The 14,600-nt window shown below is 72.2% G+C and carries 10 protein-coding genes and 1 tRNA gene; 7 read left to right on the top strand and 4 right to left on the bottom strand.

Annotation, left to right across the window (positions count from 1 at the left end; all coding sequences use genetic code 11):
- The first annotated feature begins 5 nt into the window (after positions 1-5).
- Together K8F61_RS09105 and poxB are read left to right on the top strand one after the other, a co-directional pair.
- Positions 6-1,367, top strand: coding sequence for an NAD-dependent succinate-semialdehyde dehydrogenase (locus tag K8F61_RS09105; protein WP_231821420.1), 1,362 nt, complete (start codon positions 6-8; stop codon positions 1,365-1,367).
- A gap of 226 nt (positions 1,368-1,593) precedes the next feature.
- On the top strand, positions 1,594-3,318 hold the full coding sequence (poxB, locus tag K8F61_RS09100; protein ID WP_231821419.1) for a ubiquinone-dependent pyruvate dehydrogenase: 1,725 nt from the start codon (positions 1,594-1,596) through the stop codon (positions 3,316-3,318).
- Between the two features lie 61 nt (positions 3,319-3,379).
- Here the strand turns inward: poxB and K8F61_RS09095 are convergent, their stop codons facing one another.
- The 3 genes from K8F61_RS09095 to K8F61_RS09085 form a co-directional block, all read right to left on the bottom strand.
- Complete coding sequence (locus K8F61_RS09095; protein ID WP_231821418.1) at positions 3,380-5,893, bottom strand: NB-ARC domain-containing protein; 2,514 nt, start codon at positions 5,891-5,893, stop codon at positions 3,380-3,382.
- A 68-nt stretch (positions 5,894-5,961) separates the two neighbouring features.
- Entirely contained in the window at positions 5,962-8,766 is a 2,805-nt protein-coding gene (locus tag K8F61_RS09090; protein ID WP_231821417.1) for a hypothetical protein, read from the bottom strand.
- A gap of 70 nt (positions 8,767-8,836) precedes the next feature.
- Complete coding sequence (locus K8F61_RS09085; RefSeq protein ID WP_231821416.1) at positions 8,837-10,660, bottom strand: HSP90 family protein; 1,824 nt, start codon at positions 10,658-10,660, stop codon at positions 8,837-8,839.
- A 242-nt stretch (positions 10,661-10,902) separates the two neighbouring features.
- Here K8F61_RS09085 and K8F61_RS09080 point away from each other — a divergent pair.
- The 3 genes from K8F61_RS09080 to nusG all read left to right on the top strand — a co-directional run bounded on the left by K8F61_RS09080 (position 10,903) and on the right by nusG (position 12,342).
- A tRNA-Trp gene (locus tag K8F61_RS09080) sits at positions 10,903-10,975 on the top strand.
- A gap of 40 nt (positions 10,976-11,015) precedes the next feature.
- The gene (gene secE / locus K8F61_RS09075; protein WP_067243855.1) at positions 11,016-11,282 is read left to right on the top strand and encodes a preprotein translocase subunit SecE; all 267 of its coding nucleotides are present in this window, start codon (positions 11,016-11,018) and stop codon (positions 11,280-11,282) included.
- Between the two features lie 46 nt (positions 11,283-11,328).
- Entirely contained in the window at positions 11,329-12,342 is a 1,014-nt protein-coding gene (gene nusG / locus K8F61_RS09070; RefSeq protein WP_231821415.1) for a transcription termination/antitermination protein NusG, read from the top strand.
- 140 nt (positions 12,343-12,482) lie between these two features.
- On the opposite strand, the gene K8F61_RS09065 is transcribed toward nusG, so the two are convergent.
- Positions 12,483-12,878 carry a VOC family protein gene (locus tag K8F61_RS09065; RefSeq protein WP_231821414.1) on the bottom strand — a complete coding sequence of 132 codons (396 nt, stop codon included), beginning with the start codon at positions 12,876-12,878 and terminating at the stop codon, positions 12,483-12,485.
- A 99-nt stretch (positions 12,879-12,977) separates the two neighbouring features.
- Here K8F61_RS09065 and K8F61_RS09060 point away from each other — a divergent pair, with 99 nt between their 5' ends.
- Both K8F61_RS09060 and rplK read left to right on the top strand, forming a co-directional pair.
- Positions 12,978-13,976: a helix-turn-helix transcriptional regulator gene (locus K8F61_RS09060; RefSeq protein WP_231821413.1), complete on the top strand. Its 999-nt coding sequence runs from the start codon at positions 12,978-12,980 to the stop codon at positions 13,974-13,976.
- A 190-nt stretch (positions 13,977-14,166) separates the two neighbouring features.
- The gene (gene rplK / locus K8F61_RS09055; RefSeq protein WP_067243847.1) at positions 14,167-14,598 is read left to right on the top strand and encodes a 50S ribosomal protein L11; all 432 of its coding nucleotides are present in this window, start codon (positions 14,167-14,169) and stop codon (positions 14,596-14,598) included.
- The last annotated feature ends 2 nt before the right edge of the window (positions 14,599-14,600 follow it).

The following is a 14,600-nucleotide window of genomic DNA, read 5'->3' as shown; positions in this document are numbered from 1 at the left end:
CCGACATGACCGACTACGCCGTCGTGAACCCGGCCACGGGCGAGACCCTGGCCACCTATCCGACCGCCACCGACGCGCAGATCGAGGACGCCGTCGCCCGCGCCGCCGCGGCGGCCACGGTCTGGGGCACGACGCCCCCGTCCGAGCGCGCCGCCGTGATCCGCCGGATCGCCGAGCTGCACCGCGAACGCCGCGACGAGCTCGCCGGGATCATCGTGCGTGAGATGGGCAAGCCCGTCGCCGCGGCGGTCGGCGAGGTGGACTTCGCCGCCGACATCATCGAGTTCTACGCGGACAACATCGACCGGATCACCGCCGACCAGCCGCTGGACATCCTCGGCGAGGGCACCGCGGTGGTCCGCCGTGCGCCGCTGGGCGCGCTCCTGGGCATCATGCCGTGGAACTTCCCGGCGTACCAGGTGGCCCGCTTCGCCGCGCCGAATCTCGCGATCGGCAACACGATCATCCTCAAGCACGCGCCGCAGTGCCCCGAGTCCTCGGCGGCGCTGGAGCGGATCTACGCCGACGCCGGGCTTCCCGACGGCGGGTACGTGAACGTGTACGCCACGAACGAGCAGGCGGCGACCATCATCGCCGACCCGCGCGTGCACGGCGTCTCGGTCACCGGATCCGAGCGCGCGGGAGCGGCGGTGGCCGAGGTCGCCGGCCGCAACCTGAAGAAGGTGGCGCTGGAGCTGGGCGGGTCGGACCCGTTCATCCTGCTGTCCACGGACGACCTGGACGCCGCCGTGCAGTCCGCGGTGGACGCGCGCCTGGACAACAACGGCCAGTCGTGCAACGGCGCCAAGCGGTTCATCGTGACGGACACCCTGTACGACGCGTTCACGGAGAAGTTCGTGGCGGCGCTCTCGGCGGTGTCCGCCGAGGACCCCACGCAGGAGGACACCGTGCTCGGGCCGCTGTCGTCGCTGGCGGCGGCGGAGCGGCTGCAGGAGCAGATCGACACGGCCGTCGCCCAGGGCGCGACGCTGCTCACCGGCGGAACGCGGGACGGCGCCTTCTTCGCCCCGACCGTGCTGGCCGACGTGACTCCTGAGATGGACGTCTACCGCGAAGAGCTGTTCGGACCCGCGGCCGTCGTCTACCGGGTGGCCGACGAGCAGGCCGCCGTCGCGCTCGCCAACGACACGTCGTTCGGGCTGGGGTCGTACGTCTTCACGACCGATCCGGCGCAGGCCGAGCGCGTGGCGGACGCGATCGAGGCCGGGATGGTCTACGTCAACGTCGTCCTCGCCGACAGCCCCGAGCTGCCGTTCGGCGGGGTGAAGCGCAGCGGCACCTCGCGGGAGCTGGGTCTGCTCGCGGCGGACGAGTTCGTGAACAAGAAGCTCATCCGCGTCGCCTGACGCCGAGAGCTGCGGGCCGTCCTCCCCTCGGGAGGGCGGCCCGCTCGCGTTCCCGGCGCGTTCCTGCTCCGCTCGCGCTCCTACTCCGCCACGGCGGTACAGGCGATCGCGCGGGATCAGGCAGCTTTGCACGATACGCGCCTGATTGCGCGCGGATGCCTGATCCGACGCGGCGGAACCTCGGGAGACGGGCCCTGCGGTCGCTCGCCCGGAGTAGCGTCGGGGTATGACCAACGTCGCCGAGAACATCGTCCAGTCCCTCCGCGCGAACGGCGTCACCCGCGTGTACGGCATCCCCGGGGACTCCCTCAACGGGTTCACCGACGCGCTGCGCAAGGACGGCACCATCCGCTGGGTCCACGTGCGCCACGAGGAGTCCGCGGCGTTCGCCGCAGCCGCGGAGGCCGCGCTGACCGGAGACCTCGCCGTCGTCGCGGGGTCCTGCGGCCCCGGCAACCTCCACCTCATCAACGGCCTCTACGACGCCAACCGGTCGCGGGTCCCGGTGCTCGCGATCGCCGCCCACATCCCGACGAGCGAGATCGGGACCACCTACTTCCAGGAGACCCACCCGCAGGAGCTGTTCCGGGAGTCCAGCGTCTACGTCGAGTACGTCTCGGACCCGGCCCAGATGCCGCGCCTGCTGGAGATCGCGATGCGCACCGCGATCGAGGAGCGCGGCGTCGCGGTGCTCGTCATCCCGGGGGACATCGCCCTGGCCGAGGCCGAGGACGACCGGGTGACCGTGATCGAGCGCGCGCGCCCGGTCGTCGCCCCCTCCGCGGACGAACTGGAGCGTGCGGCGACCCTTCTGAACGCCGCCAAGCGCGTGACCATCCTCGCCGGCGCCGGAGTGCAGGGATCCCACGACGCCGTCGTCGCCCTCGCCGATAGGCTGGCAGCGCCCGTCGTCCACGCGCTCCGGGGCAAGGAGTTCATCGAGTACGACAACCCCCACGACGTCGGCATGACCGGCCTGCTGGGCTTCGCGTCCGGCTATCGGGCGATGGAGGGCGCCGACGCGCTGCTCGTGCTCGGGTCCGACTTCCCGTATCCGCAGTTCTACCCGGCGGATGCGACGACCATCCAGGTCGACATCCGCGGCGCGCAGCTCGGTCGCCGGCATCCGCTCGATCTCGGACTGGTCGGCGACGTCGGGGCGACGGCGGAGGCGCTTCTTCCCCGGCTGCGGGCGGACCGGAGCCGCGCGCACCTGGACGACGCCACCGCCCACTACCGGAAGACCCGCGCGAAGCTCGACGAGCTGGCGGTGCCGTCGCGGGGCAAGGCGCCGATCCACCCGCAGTACCTGGCCCGGCTGCTCGACGAGGCGGCCGCCGAGGATGCGGTCTTCACCGCGGACGTCGGCTCGCCGACGGTGTGGGCGGCGCGCTACCTGAGCATGAACGGGAAGCGGCGCCTGATCGGGTCCTTCAACCATGGATCCATGGCGAACGCGCTGCTGCACGGCATCGGTGCGCAGGCAACGCACCCGGATCGACAGGTCGTGGCGCTGGCCGGGGACGGCGGCCTGACCATGATGCTGGGCGAGCTCATCACGCTCACCCAGAACGCCCTTCCGGTGAAGACGATCGTCGTGAACAACTCGTCGCTCAACTTCGTCGAGCTGGAGATGAAGGCGGCCGGCTTCGTGACCTACGGGACGGACCTGCACAACCCGGACTTCGCCGCGGTCGCGCAGGCCTGCGGGATCTTCGCCCGACGCGTCGAGCGCTCCGACGAGCTCGAGGACGCCCTGCGGGAGGTCCTCGCGCACGACGGTCCGGCGCTGCTCGACGTCGTCACCGAGCGCCAGGAGCTCTCGATGCCGCCCGCGGTGACCGCGGAGCAGGTCAAGGGGTTCGCGCTGTACGCCATCCGCACGGTCCTGTCCGGGCGCGGGGACGAGCTGCTCGACCTCGCCAAGGCGAACTGGCGCCAGCTGTTCTGACCCGGGCCGCGGCGGTCAGCCCATCGGAGGCGGCGAGCCGCCTCCGATGGGCTGAGCCGCGCTATCCGGCGGCGAGCTCGGTGCGCACCTCATCGGCGAGGTAGCAGCCGGCCTGGTCGAATCGCTCCACGGCGGCGCGGCGCAGGGCGTCGCGGTCTCCGGCGTCGTCGGCGAGCTTCGAGCGCTCATGGAGGATCTGCCCGTGGAGCATGTGCTCGGTGAAGGGCAGGAGCTCCTCCGCCTCGCGGAGCATGTCGCGGGCCCGGTCCGCGTCGCCGGCCCGCGCGATCCAGGGGGCCGCGATGATCAGCGTGTCCGCTGTGATCATCGCCTGCGCCATGGCCCGGGCGCGCTCCAGGGAGGCCTCCAGGACCTCCACGGCCTCGTCGAGGTCTCCGCGCGTGCCGAGCGCGACGCCCAGGTGGGAGTCGGCGTACACCAGGATGTGCTCGTACTCCAGCTCCTCGCCCAGACTCTTGGCGATCCGCGTCGTCTCGACGGCCTGGTCCACGAGGCCCTGGCGGATCAGCATGGTGCTCTGGTTCACCCGGAGGTTCGCCTCGAAGAGGCGATGCCCGATCTCCTCGGCGATCCGCAGCCCTCGCGCGATGACCGCCTCCTCCTCGTCGAACAGGCCCAGGGTGTGCAGGGTGATGCTCAGGTTCAGCAGGTCCACGGTCAGGACGACCTTGTCGTCCAGTTCCTCGTGGATCCGCGTCGCCCGCTCCAGCTTCTCCTTCGCCACCTCGGGTCGGCCCTGTCGTCGGTCGATCATCGCGGACTGGTTGAGCAGGAGCCCGACGAACCGGGGATCAGGGTGCGAGGAGGACTCGTCGGCGAACGACATGGCGCGGTCGAAGTACTCCTGCGCGGTGTCCAGGTCGTCGCCGAACAGCAGGAGCTGGCCCGCGTCGCCGCTCGCCTTCCCCGCGGCGAGGTCGTCGCCCACGAGGATCGCCGTGTCCATCGCCGCCTCATGCAGCCGCACCGCCTCGCTCACGTATCCGGCGACGGTCATCCACCAGCTGAGCCCCTCGGAGAGCCGGAACAGCAGCTCGGGGTGTCCGCGGTCGGGCGCGGCATGGGCGAGCGCGAGCAGGGACGGCAGCTCACGGCGGAGCCACGCCCGGGCCTCGTCCTCGCTCCAGTCCTGCTCGGGGTAGACGAACGCGGTGCTGCGGGCGCGATCGCCCGTCGCCCGCGCCAGGGTCGCGTAGGCGGCCCAGGTCCGCTCGGCGGCCGTCCGCGCCACGCGCTCGAACGTCGCCGAGCGCAGCCGCGGGGGATCCGTCTCCTCCGCGCGCTCGCGACCGAAGGCGCGCACGAGCGCGTGCAGCCCGATGTGCCGGTCGTCACGGCGGACGGCGACGCTCGCGTCGACGAGCTCGGCGATCGCCTTCCGAGCGCGGTCCCGGTCCCCGTCGAGGACCGCGGCCGCCGCGTCGGCGTCCAGCTCGGCGACGGGGAGGTCGGCGAAGGCCCGGAGCAGCAGGGTGGCGTCGGCGCCGAGAGCGGTGTACGACAGGGCCAGGGAGGCGCGGATGTCGTCGTCCACGCGCGCCGTCGCCACGCGCTCGGCCATCAGGTCGATGTGCTCGGCGAGGGTCCACGTGGGATGCGTCGCCAGGCGGGCGCCGACGAGGGCCACCGCCAGGGGCAGGCCGCCGGTGGCCTCGATGAGGCGCTCGGCCTCGGACCCGTCGACGACGGATCCGGCGGAGAGCGTCTCCAGCAGCGCCGCCGTCTCCTGCGCGTCCAGTCCGTCGACGTCGATGACCGTCCACGGCGAGCCGCCGGGGCGCGCCCGGCTGGTGACCAGCACCGCGCACGCGGGGTCCTGCCCGACGATGCGGTCGACCTGCTCGACCCCGGAGGCGTCGTCCAGCAGCAGGACGGCGCGGCGGCTGGCGAGGGTGTGGCGGATGAGCGTCGCACGCTCCTGCGGCGTCCTGGCCGTCGTCTCGTCGGTGTCGAGCTGGCGGAGGACGGCGCGCTGCGCGGCGTCGGGATCGACGGGCAGCGCGCCCGCGCCCTTTCCGCGCAGGTCCAGGAACACCGCTTCGGCCCGGAGATCCGCCAGCGTCCTCAGGGCGAGCTGGGTCTTGCCCGCTCCTCCCATGCCGGTGAGCCAGAGCCGGGTCGGGACCGCGAGGGCCGCGGCGGCCCGGGCGAGGGCGTCCTGGCGTCCGGTGAAGGAGGGGACCGGGGCGGGCGGCTCGTGGCGCACCACGGCGACCGCGGCGCCGTCGGTGGCCGAGCGGGCCAGACGCACCCGCTGCGCCCACGGCTCGCGCAGATGCTCGGGGAGGCCGAGCACGGCGGCGATGTCGGCGACGGCCGCGGCGTCGAGCCGGCGTCGTCCCTGCTGGAACGACGCCCACACCGTGGTCTTCGCCAGGCCTTGGCGTCGATGCTCCGGCACCCCGCGCGCCGCCTGGAGCTCGACGACGCGGCGGCCGATCTCCTCGTAGGACGGGGAACCCGCGGCCTCCCGCATCCCGCGCAGCTCGGCGGCGATCGTGTCCAGGCCGGTCGGCGGCCGGTCCCAGTCGACGGCGTCTTCGGCGTGTGGCATCGTCGTCCTTTCCCCGCGCCGATGCTAGCGGTACCCCGGCCGGCTCCCGTCGCCGGGATCGGGCCGACTCAGTCCTCGGCGAGCGCGCGGGCCTCGGCCGCCTCCCCGGCGCGTCCCAGCCCCTGCAGGACATCGCCGAGCTCGAGCGCGGCGATCTGGCGCAGGGGAGGGATCTCGGTCGCGTGCTCGACGGCGGCGCGGTAGGCCGCCACCGCGTCCTCCGCGCGGCCGTCGCCGGCGAGGATGCGCGCCGCCATCAGCGCGGCGCCGCCGGCGGACTGCACGTCACCCGCGGCGGCGTAGCCGTCCGAGGCGGTCAGGGCCGCCGAGACGGCCTCGTCGATGCGGCCCAGCGGCGCGAGAGCACGGGCGCGGGAGTCGGTCACGTCCGCCACGAGCCAGTCGGCGTCGTTCTCGGCCGCGAGCCGCTCCACCTCGTCGAACAGGGCGAAGGCGCGGGCATCCTGCTTCGCGCCGTAGGCCTGCCCCAGGTTGTGCAGCACCTCGACGACGGCGCCGAGGGCATCCGGCGCGGTGCGGACGATCTCCGCGGCGGACTCGAGCAGCTCGACCGCGTCGTCCTGCTCGCCGAACTGACCGAGAATCCGTGCCTGCTCCAGCATCGCCATCGCCTGGTCGGCGGGCGCCTCCGCCTCGCCGAACAGCTGGGCGGCATGACCGAACGCTCCGTACGCCGGGCCGAACTCCTCCGCGGCGCGCAGCGCCCGTGCCAGCATCGACACGGTCATCGCCCGGCTCCCCGCCGGCTCGTCCTGCTCCTCCTCGATCGCCAGCACGTCCCCGAACACCTCCGCCGCCTCCGCGGCGTCGCCGATGGCCAGCATGGTCCGTCCGACGCGGTACTTCGCGCCGGCGACGTCGCCGCCCTCCTGCTCCGCGAACCGGGCCGTCACCCGATAGCGGGCGAGGGCCTGCTCCGGCTCTCCGGCGTCCTCCCACAGCGCCCCGGCGAGGAACTGCGCGTTGGCCAGGGCCCGGCGTCCGCCGAGACCCGCCACGATCCGGCTGACCTCGTCGGCGTCGGCGGCGCCGGCGGCGAACTCCCCGCGACCGCCGCGGATGCGGGCCCGCACCTCCAGCGCCCGGGCGCGGACGCCCTGCGGCGTCTCCGGGTCCTCCAGCAGGCGCTCGGCGTGCACCAAGGCCGCCTCCGCGTCGTCGTTGCGCACGAGGAGACCGATCGCGGCGAGCACGGCGCCGTACCCGAGGCGCGTGTCCTGTGCGGCGTCGAAGTGGCGCGCGGCCTGCTCCACGAGGTCCATGGCCGCGGCCGGGTCGGTCTCGTCGCGATGGTGGGCCAGGGTCAGGGCGATGTCGCCCCGGGTGCGCGGGGAGAGGTCCGCGGACGACGCGAGCAGTTGCGTGAGCCCGTCCAGGTCCTCGTCGGAGGCACGCCCGAACAGCGCCAGGCCGAAGCGCTCCTCCACGTCCGCCTGGGAGGTCTCCCCGGCTTCGCGAAGGGTCCGCACGCGATCCTCCAGCAGGGCCGCCGCCTCCTCGTCGCGGCCGAGGTGCACGAGGGCGGCCAGGCGCTGGCCGGTGAGCACGGCGCGGCGTTCCGCGTCGACGGCGTCGATCACGTGCGGCAGGGCTTCGAGGGCCTCGTGCGCCGCGCCGAACGCCGAGAGGTCGACCACGCGGCGGTACCAGCCGTCCGGGTCGGCGGGCGCCTGATCCGCGGGCGGCGTCACGAACGCGTCCGAGCGGATCGGGACGTCGAAGCTCTCCGTCGCGAGCGCGCGGGCCGCCTCGAGCCGTCGGGCCTGCCCGTCCGTCCCGTCGCGCTCGTCGAATCGACGTCCGATCCGCTCCGCGGCCGCCCACGCGGCTCCCGCGAGTTCGGCGGCCGTCCATGGTCCGCGGCCACCGTCGCGCTCGCCGAAGAACGGGACGAGCTCGGCGGCGTCCGCGCCGCGCACCGGGGTATCGCCGTGACCGGCGGCGACCACGCGGTCGAGGGTCGTGCCGACCGCCTGAAGCATCCGGACGTGGGCGCGGACGGCGAGCGGGTCGTGGGCCAGCCACGGCAGGTGCCGCTCGACCAGGCTCAGCGCGCGGGCCTCGTTGCCGGTCACCGCGCAGAAGACGATGTTGTTGGCGATCGTCGAGAGCAGATCCGGGTTGTCCTTGGACATCCGGTAGCTCCGCAGATGAGCGGCCTTGGCGTCGTCGTGGCGGCCCTCGTGCAGAGCGGGGACGAGGGACACCGACAGGGCGTGCTCGGGCTCCTCGCCGCAGGAGAAGCCGCCCTCGACCATCTCGTCGACGAGGCGCAGGGCCTCGTCCTCACGCCCGGTCTCCGCGAAGAAGCCCGCGATCTGGCTGCGTCCGCAGGCGTCGCAGTGGCTGTGCGAATCGCGCGGCGTCGCCTCGAGCCGGACGCGCAGGCGCTCGGCCTCGTCGATCCGGCCGGAGGCCCACGCGTCCTCGAACCGGGCCATGAGCACGCCGCTCATGCCCAGCCCGGCCGTGCGGTAGTGCGCCTCCATGTCGTCCAGGACCGCGGCGATCTGGTCGGCGGCGAAGGCGGGGGAGGAGCGCAGCGACGACGCCATCCACTTGAACTGCCACATGAGATCCGCCGCGCCGTTCTCGATGTCGGCGGGGAAGCGGACGGGGTCGGCGTCGTGGTGCGCGAGGCACCAGGCGAACGAGGTCAGCATGAGATCGGTGATCCCGCCCATGTTCGCCGACGCGGTCTGGCGCATCCGTGCCCGGTACTCCAGCTCCTCGTCGCCGATCTCGACGGCCAGCGCCACCGCCTCGGCCGTCAGGGCCTGCTCATGCGGACCCCACGGGGTGCGGTCGATCTCGTCGAACAGCTCGATGAGACGGTTCTTGGGGCCAGGCATGGTTCCTCCTGAGGCTGCTTTCGGTCGTTGAGCGAGCGGAGCGTGTCGACACGCGTTGACAGCGCGGCGGTCACAGCTCCGGCAGGGGCGGATGCTCCGCGCCGAGCCCCGCGGAGAGCGCCACGAGGTCGGCGAGCGCCCCGGTCATGAGGGAGCGGTCGGCGTCGGAGAGGGGGCGATGACCGGCCAGCAGCGCCTGGATGTACAACAGCTGGACGGTCCGGGCGAACACGGCGTCGTCGGTCACGCCGCGCAGCGCCCTGACCACGCGGTTGGACCAGTTCAGGCAGAGGCGCGCGGCGAGATCGTCGTCCGTGCCCGGCGCGACCGCGTCGTCGATGCGGTCCAGCACGCCGCCCCACAGCGTCCCGGTCACGCCCTTCGTCCGGGTGCGATCCATCCGCCGCAGGACCGCGGGGTCGGCGACGTACAGCGCGGGAAGCTCGGACTGGCCGATCGTGCGCACCACCACGGCGCAGCCGATCCCGGCGAGCACGGCGCCCGCGCGGTCCTCCAGGGCGACGGCGGAGGCACGGTCGTCGAGCGGCGGCGGATCGAGGCGGTCCAGCTCGCCCACGACGTCGACCTTCTCCACCGTGACCGACGGGTACAGATCCGTCAGCCGCCGGACGAGGTCGGCGTCGTACAGGTAGCCGCCGTTGACCAGGATCTGGTCGGCGCGACTGATCCCCGCCACCTGGCGGAACTCGTCCACGGTCTCGGCGTAGCGGATGTGCGGATGCCGCTCGACCAGGTCGCCGACGCTCATCGTGCCGTGCGTGGTCTCCACGGTGAGCCACCGCGTGATGAAGCGCGCCAGCTCCTCGTCGTGGCGGATCAACGACTTCAGCCCGACCTCGTGCACCGCGACGAACTGCGCCAGGCGGTGTGGCTCCCGCAGCCCGAGCTCCAGCACCCATCGACGGATCGCCGCGCCCAGGTGCTCGCGCACGTGCTCCAACGCGGCGTCCTCGACGAGCGACTCGCGGCTGGCGGTCGGCGACAAGCCCGTGGAGTCGACGACGGCGCGGACGAAGAAGGCCCAGTCCGGAAGGACGTCGTCGGCGCGCTCGGACAGGAGCATCCGGCCCAGATACATGCGGGTGGCCTGGCGCGCGCCGGGAGGAGGGGCGAAGGGGAGGACGTACGCGACGCCGCGCGTGCCGGTGGCGGGCTCGTCCAGCTCGATGAGGTCGAGGGGCGTCGCCCCGAGCAGCTCCCGGCCGTAGGCCGCGGCCGACTCGGGATCCTCGCGCAGGGAGAGGAACGGGGCGGGATGGGTGAGATCGGCGACACCGCCGTCCGGCAGCTCCAGCTGCACGGACACGGGCAGGAACTCGGCGAAGGTGCGCGCGAGGTCACGGACCGCGTCGGCGCGCAGCAGGTCGGCCTGGCCGAAGCGCGGCGCGAGGTGGACGCTGGTGCCGATGGGCAGATCCTCGTCCAGCTCACGGACGTGGAAGGTGCCGTCGGCGTTCCCGGTCCACTCCACGGGGGCGCCGCCGCGCGCGCTGCGGGAGCGGATCACGATGGCGTCGGCGACCATGAAGCAGCTCAGCAGACCGATCCCGAACTGCCCGAGGTAGTCCGAGCGGGGCAGGTCGAAGATGTCGCGCTTGGAGCTGCGGCCCACGGTGGCGAGCAGGTCCGCGACCTCGGCGGACGTGAGGCCCACGCCGTCGTCGGTGAGGACGAACTCGCCGGTGGCGTCGGTGAGCGGGCGGATCCGGATCCGTCCTCCGCCGCCGTCGACCTCGGCGCGAGCGGTCACCGCATCGCGGGCGTTCTGCAGCAGCTCCCGGAGGTACACCCGCGGACCGGAGTAGATGTGCCGACTGAGCAGGTCCACGACCCCGCGCAGATCCACCTGGAACTGCTGAATCTCGGCGCCCACCGCGCTCCCTCCCTGCGGCCCTCGCTCGGTGTCCGGGCCGCGTGCCGAGCCTAACAACCAGGGGCCCTCCCGCTCACAGGAACGGCGTCGCCGTCGCCGCGCCTCGCCCGGGACCGGCCCCGGTTCGGCGGGGGCCTCCGGCATGCCGTACACTGGATCCGCAGTTGTTGTCTGCATTCTTTCGCCGTGCCCCGGTCTGACCGGGACCGACGGGGAACGCGGGCAGAGACCCCCGGGTCTCTAGGGCGGTAGCTCAATTGGCAGAGCAGCGGTCTCCAAAACCGCAGGTTGCAGGTTCGATTCCTGTCCGCCCTGCGCGTCAGCGCGAAGCTGGCACACGAAAGGTACATTCAGGATGGTTCAGGACGCATCGGGCGCTGTGGTCTCCGCAGCGAACGGCGGCGCGGGCCGCGAGAAGAAGCTGGGCTTCTTCGGTCGTATCGCGCTGTTCTTCCGCCAGGTGATCGCCGAGCTCCGCAAGGTCGTCACCCCGACGCGCAAGGAGCTGGTCAAGTACACGCTGGTCGTCCTGGCGTTCGTCCTGGTGATGATGGGGCTGGTCTACGGCCTCGACATGGTGTTCTCGTGGCTGACGGCGCAAGTCTTCGGCGTCCCTGCGTGATCCCACGGGTCGAGTCCTGACGCCCCACCTGACCGAAAGAAATCAAGTGTCTGAACGATTCCCCGACGACGCCGACTGGGCGACCGCCGCTGAGCAGTCGAGCGAGGAGGACGAGGCGCAGGAGGGCGAGACGCTCTCCGAGCAGGAGCGCTCCGTCACCCCCGCCGAGCACGTGGCCCTGCACATCGAGGGCGACGAGGCGGACGAGGACGACACGGACGAAGACATCGACATCGAAGACCCGGAGGCGGACGCGATCGTGAACGACGCTCTCAACCTGGACGAGGCGGCGGAGTCCGAGGCCGCCGCTGAGGTCCTCAACGACGCCACGGCCGAGGAGGCCGCGGACCGCGAGGCCGCCGCGGCCGAGGAGGTCACGCCCTACGACGGCCCCGACGTGAACGGGGAGGACGAGGCGGCCGACGACGCCGACGAGGAGGACCCCTACGAGGCCTTCCGCGCCGACCTGCGGATGCTCCCCGGCAAGTGGTACGTCATCCACTCCTACGCCGGGTTCGAGCGCAAGGTGAAGGCCAACATCGAGCAGCGCAAGTCGACGCTCGAGGTCGAGGACGACATCTACCAGATCGAGGTCCCGATGGAGGACGTCGTCGAGATCAAGAACGGGCAGCGCAAGATGGTCACGCGCGTCCGGATCCCCGGCTACGTGCTCGTGCGGATGGAGCTCAACGAGGACACCTGGTCGGTCGTCCGCCACACGCCCGGCGTCACCGGCTTCGTGGGCAACGCCCACAACCCCACGCCGCTGCGCTTCGAAGAGGCCTTCAACATGCTGAAGTCGCTCGTCGAGGTCAAGGACGTCCCCACCGCCAAGGCCGTCGCGGCCAAGGGCGGCACGGCCGTCGCCCGCCCGCTCGCGGCGGAGGTCGACTTCGAGATCGGCGAGACCATCACCATCAAGGAGGGTTCGTTCGCGGGCCTTCCCGGTTCGATCTCCGAGATCAAGCCGGAGAGCGGCAAGCTCACCGTGCTCGTCTCGCTGTTCGAGCGCGAGACCCCGGTCGAGCTGTCGTTCGATCAGGTCACCAAGATGGTCTGACACCTGCTTCACGAGAACGGCCGCCCCTCGGGGCGGCCGTTCCGCGTTTCGGGCGCTGATGCACGACGGAACGCACGGGCGATCCCCGCATCCGGCCGGGCGTCTGTCCCTGGTCGTGCATCCGTGCCGGCCGAACCGTGTCAGGCGTGCTGCCCAGCCCAGTGCGGGCTCTGGATGAGCCCGATCAGGTTGCCGAAAGGGTCGCTGACAGACGCCGACCACCAGCCCTCTCCGCGCTGGGTGACGGGGTCGAACGGGCGGGCGCCGAGGGCGATCAGGCGCTCGAAGCTCGCCTGGATGTCATCGACGTGCATGCTCACCAGCGCGCCGCCGGGCTGGGAGAGCACGGGACGGAAGCGGGCATCCATGAGGGCGAACTCGTCCTCGTCGTCGCCGAAGCGCCACTCGGCGTACTGTGCAGGCCCCTGCTCGGGCCGTACGAAGTACGGCGCCGAGTCGAACACGGCGCTGTACCACTCCACGGCGGCGACCATGTCGTCGGCGACGAGGTTCAGGTTGGCGAGTCCACGGAACATGATTTCTCCTTCACGGCGTTGGTGCTGTTCCTTCTATGCTCAGGGGTGAAGTGATCACCTTCTGATCACTTCAAAGACCTCGTCGAAGGAAAGTCTGAGATGCGCGCGGACCGCCTGATCCAGGCCCTGTTGCTCCTGCAGGGGAGGGAGCGGATCACAGCCGCGGAGCTGGCGGCCGAACTGGAGGTCTCCGTGCCGACGGCCCGGCGCGATCTCGAGGCGCTCGCGATGGCCGGCGTCCCGATCTACCCGAGCCGCGGACGCGGAGGCGGTTGGCGGCTGATCGGCGGGGCGCGCACGGATCTGACCGGTCTCACCGAGAGCGAGGTGACGTCGTTGTTGATCGGTCTCACGCAGGGCGGGGCTGCGGAGCCGGAGCGGATCGCAGCGGTGCGCAAGCTCGTGCAGGCTGCGCCCGCGCCGTTCCGAGAGGGGGCCCGGCGGGTGGCGGATGCCACCGTGCGGGATCTGCCGTGGGGCGAGGCGGCGGACGCGTCCGAGGCGAGAGCCGTGGCCGAGCTGCAGCGCGCGATCGCGCGTCGTCGGCAGGCTCGCGTGACCTACGCCGGCTCGTACGGAGAGCGCGAGATCGTCCTCGTCCCGCTCGTCGTCGGCAGTCGCGGCGCCCGGTGGTATCTCCTCGGCGCGCCGACGGCGGAGGGGACGGAGATCGCCGACATCCAGCGGCTGCGCACCTATCGGGTCGATCGGATCCGCGCCCAGGAGGTGCTGTCCGCGGCCGGTGTGGGACCCGCGGATTTCGACGCGCACGCGGAGTGGTCCCGCATGGTCGACCGCGTCGAGCAGCTGCGCGGCGCCGTGCGCGCGTGGGTCCGGGTGCAGCCGTGGGCCGTTCGCGCGCTGACGGATCGGTTCGGTGCTCAGGCGCGGGTGCCGGACGCGCAGCCCGATGCCGACGGGCGCAGCCTCGTGGAGGTGAGCGCGCACCGGGTGTCCGCGCTCGCCGAGCAGCTCGCCGGGTGGACCGGGGTCGCGGAGGTCGTGGAGCCCGCCGAGGTCCGCGCCGCGTTGCGGGATCTGGGGGAGCAGATCCTCGCGACCTATTCCGCGCACGGCGAGCCGGCGCCCCTCGGGTGACGGTGCTTCGGCTTCCGCGCTCGTGCCTCCGTCTCTCCGACGGACGTGATCGAACCAACGGTCCGGGATCAGGTAGACTTGTGTGGTTTGCGGCGCGTTCCGGCGCGCCCGCGGACATCACCGCGATCCGGAGATGCCGGATCGGCGGGAGAGGGGTGCCGCACGGCATCCGCTCGAGAAAGGAATCACGATGGCACCGAAGAAGAAGGTGACCGGCCTGATCAAGCTCCAGATCAACGCCGGCGCCGCCAACCCGGCGCCGCCGATCGGCCCCGCGCTCGGTCAGCATGGCGTCAACATCATGGAGTTCTGCAAGGCGTACAACGCCGCGACCGAGTCGCAGCGCGGCAACGTCATCCCCGTTGAGATCACCGTCTACGAGGACCGCAGCTTCACCTTCGTCCTGAAGACCCCGCCGGCGGCGGAGCTCATCAAGAAGGCCGCAGGCCTCCAGAAGGGCTCGGCCACGCCGCACACGGTCAAGGTCGGCAAGATCTCGGCCGAGCAGGTCCGTCAGATCGCCGAGCAGAAGCAGGCCGACCTGAACGCGAACGACATCGACGCCGCGTCGAAGATCATCGCCGGCACCGCCCGTTCCATGGGCATCACGGTCGAGGGCTGAGG

This window comes from Microbacterium resistens, assembly GCF_021172025.1.
Lineage (GTDB): Bacteria > Actinomycetota > Actinomycetes > Actinomycetales > Microbacteriaceae > Microbacterium > Microbacterium resistens.
The sequence above is the reverse complement of the archived record's forward strand: the minus strand, read 5'-3'. Positions and strand labels throughout refer to the sequence as shown.

Coding starts and splice junctions, on each gene's coding strand:
- K8F61_RS09065 (WP_231821414.1), bottom strand. CDS start 12,878: ATGTTCCGTGGACTCGCCAACCTGAACCTCGTCGCCGACGACATGGTC.
- rplK (WP_067243847.1), top strand. CDS start 14,167: ATGGCACCGAAGAAGAAGGTGACCGGCCTGATCAAGCTCCAGATCAAC.
- K8F61_RS09060 (WP_231821413.1), top strand. CDS start 12,978: ATGCGCGCGGACCGCCTGATCCAGGCCCTGTTGCTCCTGCAGGGGAGG.
- K8F61_RS09095 (WP_231821418.1), bottom strand. CDS start 5,893: ATGCCACACGCCGAAGACGCCGTCGACTGGGACCGGCCGCCGACCGGC.
- K8F61_RS09090 (WP_231821417.1), bottom strand. CDS start 8,766: ATGCCTGGCCCCAAGAACCGTCTCATCGAGCTGTTCGACGAGATCGAC.
- K8F61_RS09105 (WP_231821420.1), top strand. CDS start 6: ATGACCGACTACGCCGTCGTGAACCCGGCCACGGGCGAGACCCTGGCC.
- poxB (WP_231821419.1), top strand. CDS start 1,594: ATGACCAACGTCGCCGAGAACATCGTCCAGTCCCTCCGCGCGAACGGC.
- secE (WP_067243855.1), top strand. CDS start 11,016: ATGGTTCAGGACGCATCGGGCGCTGTGGTCTCCGCAGCGAACGGCGGC.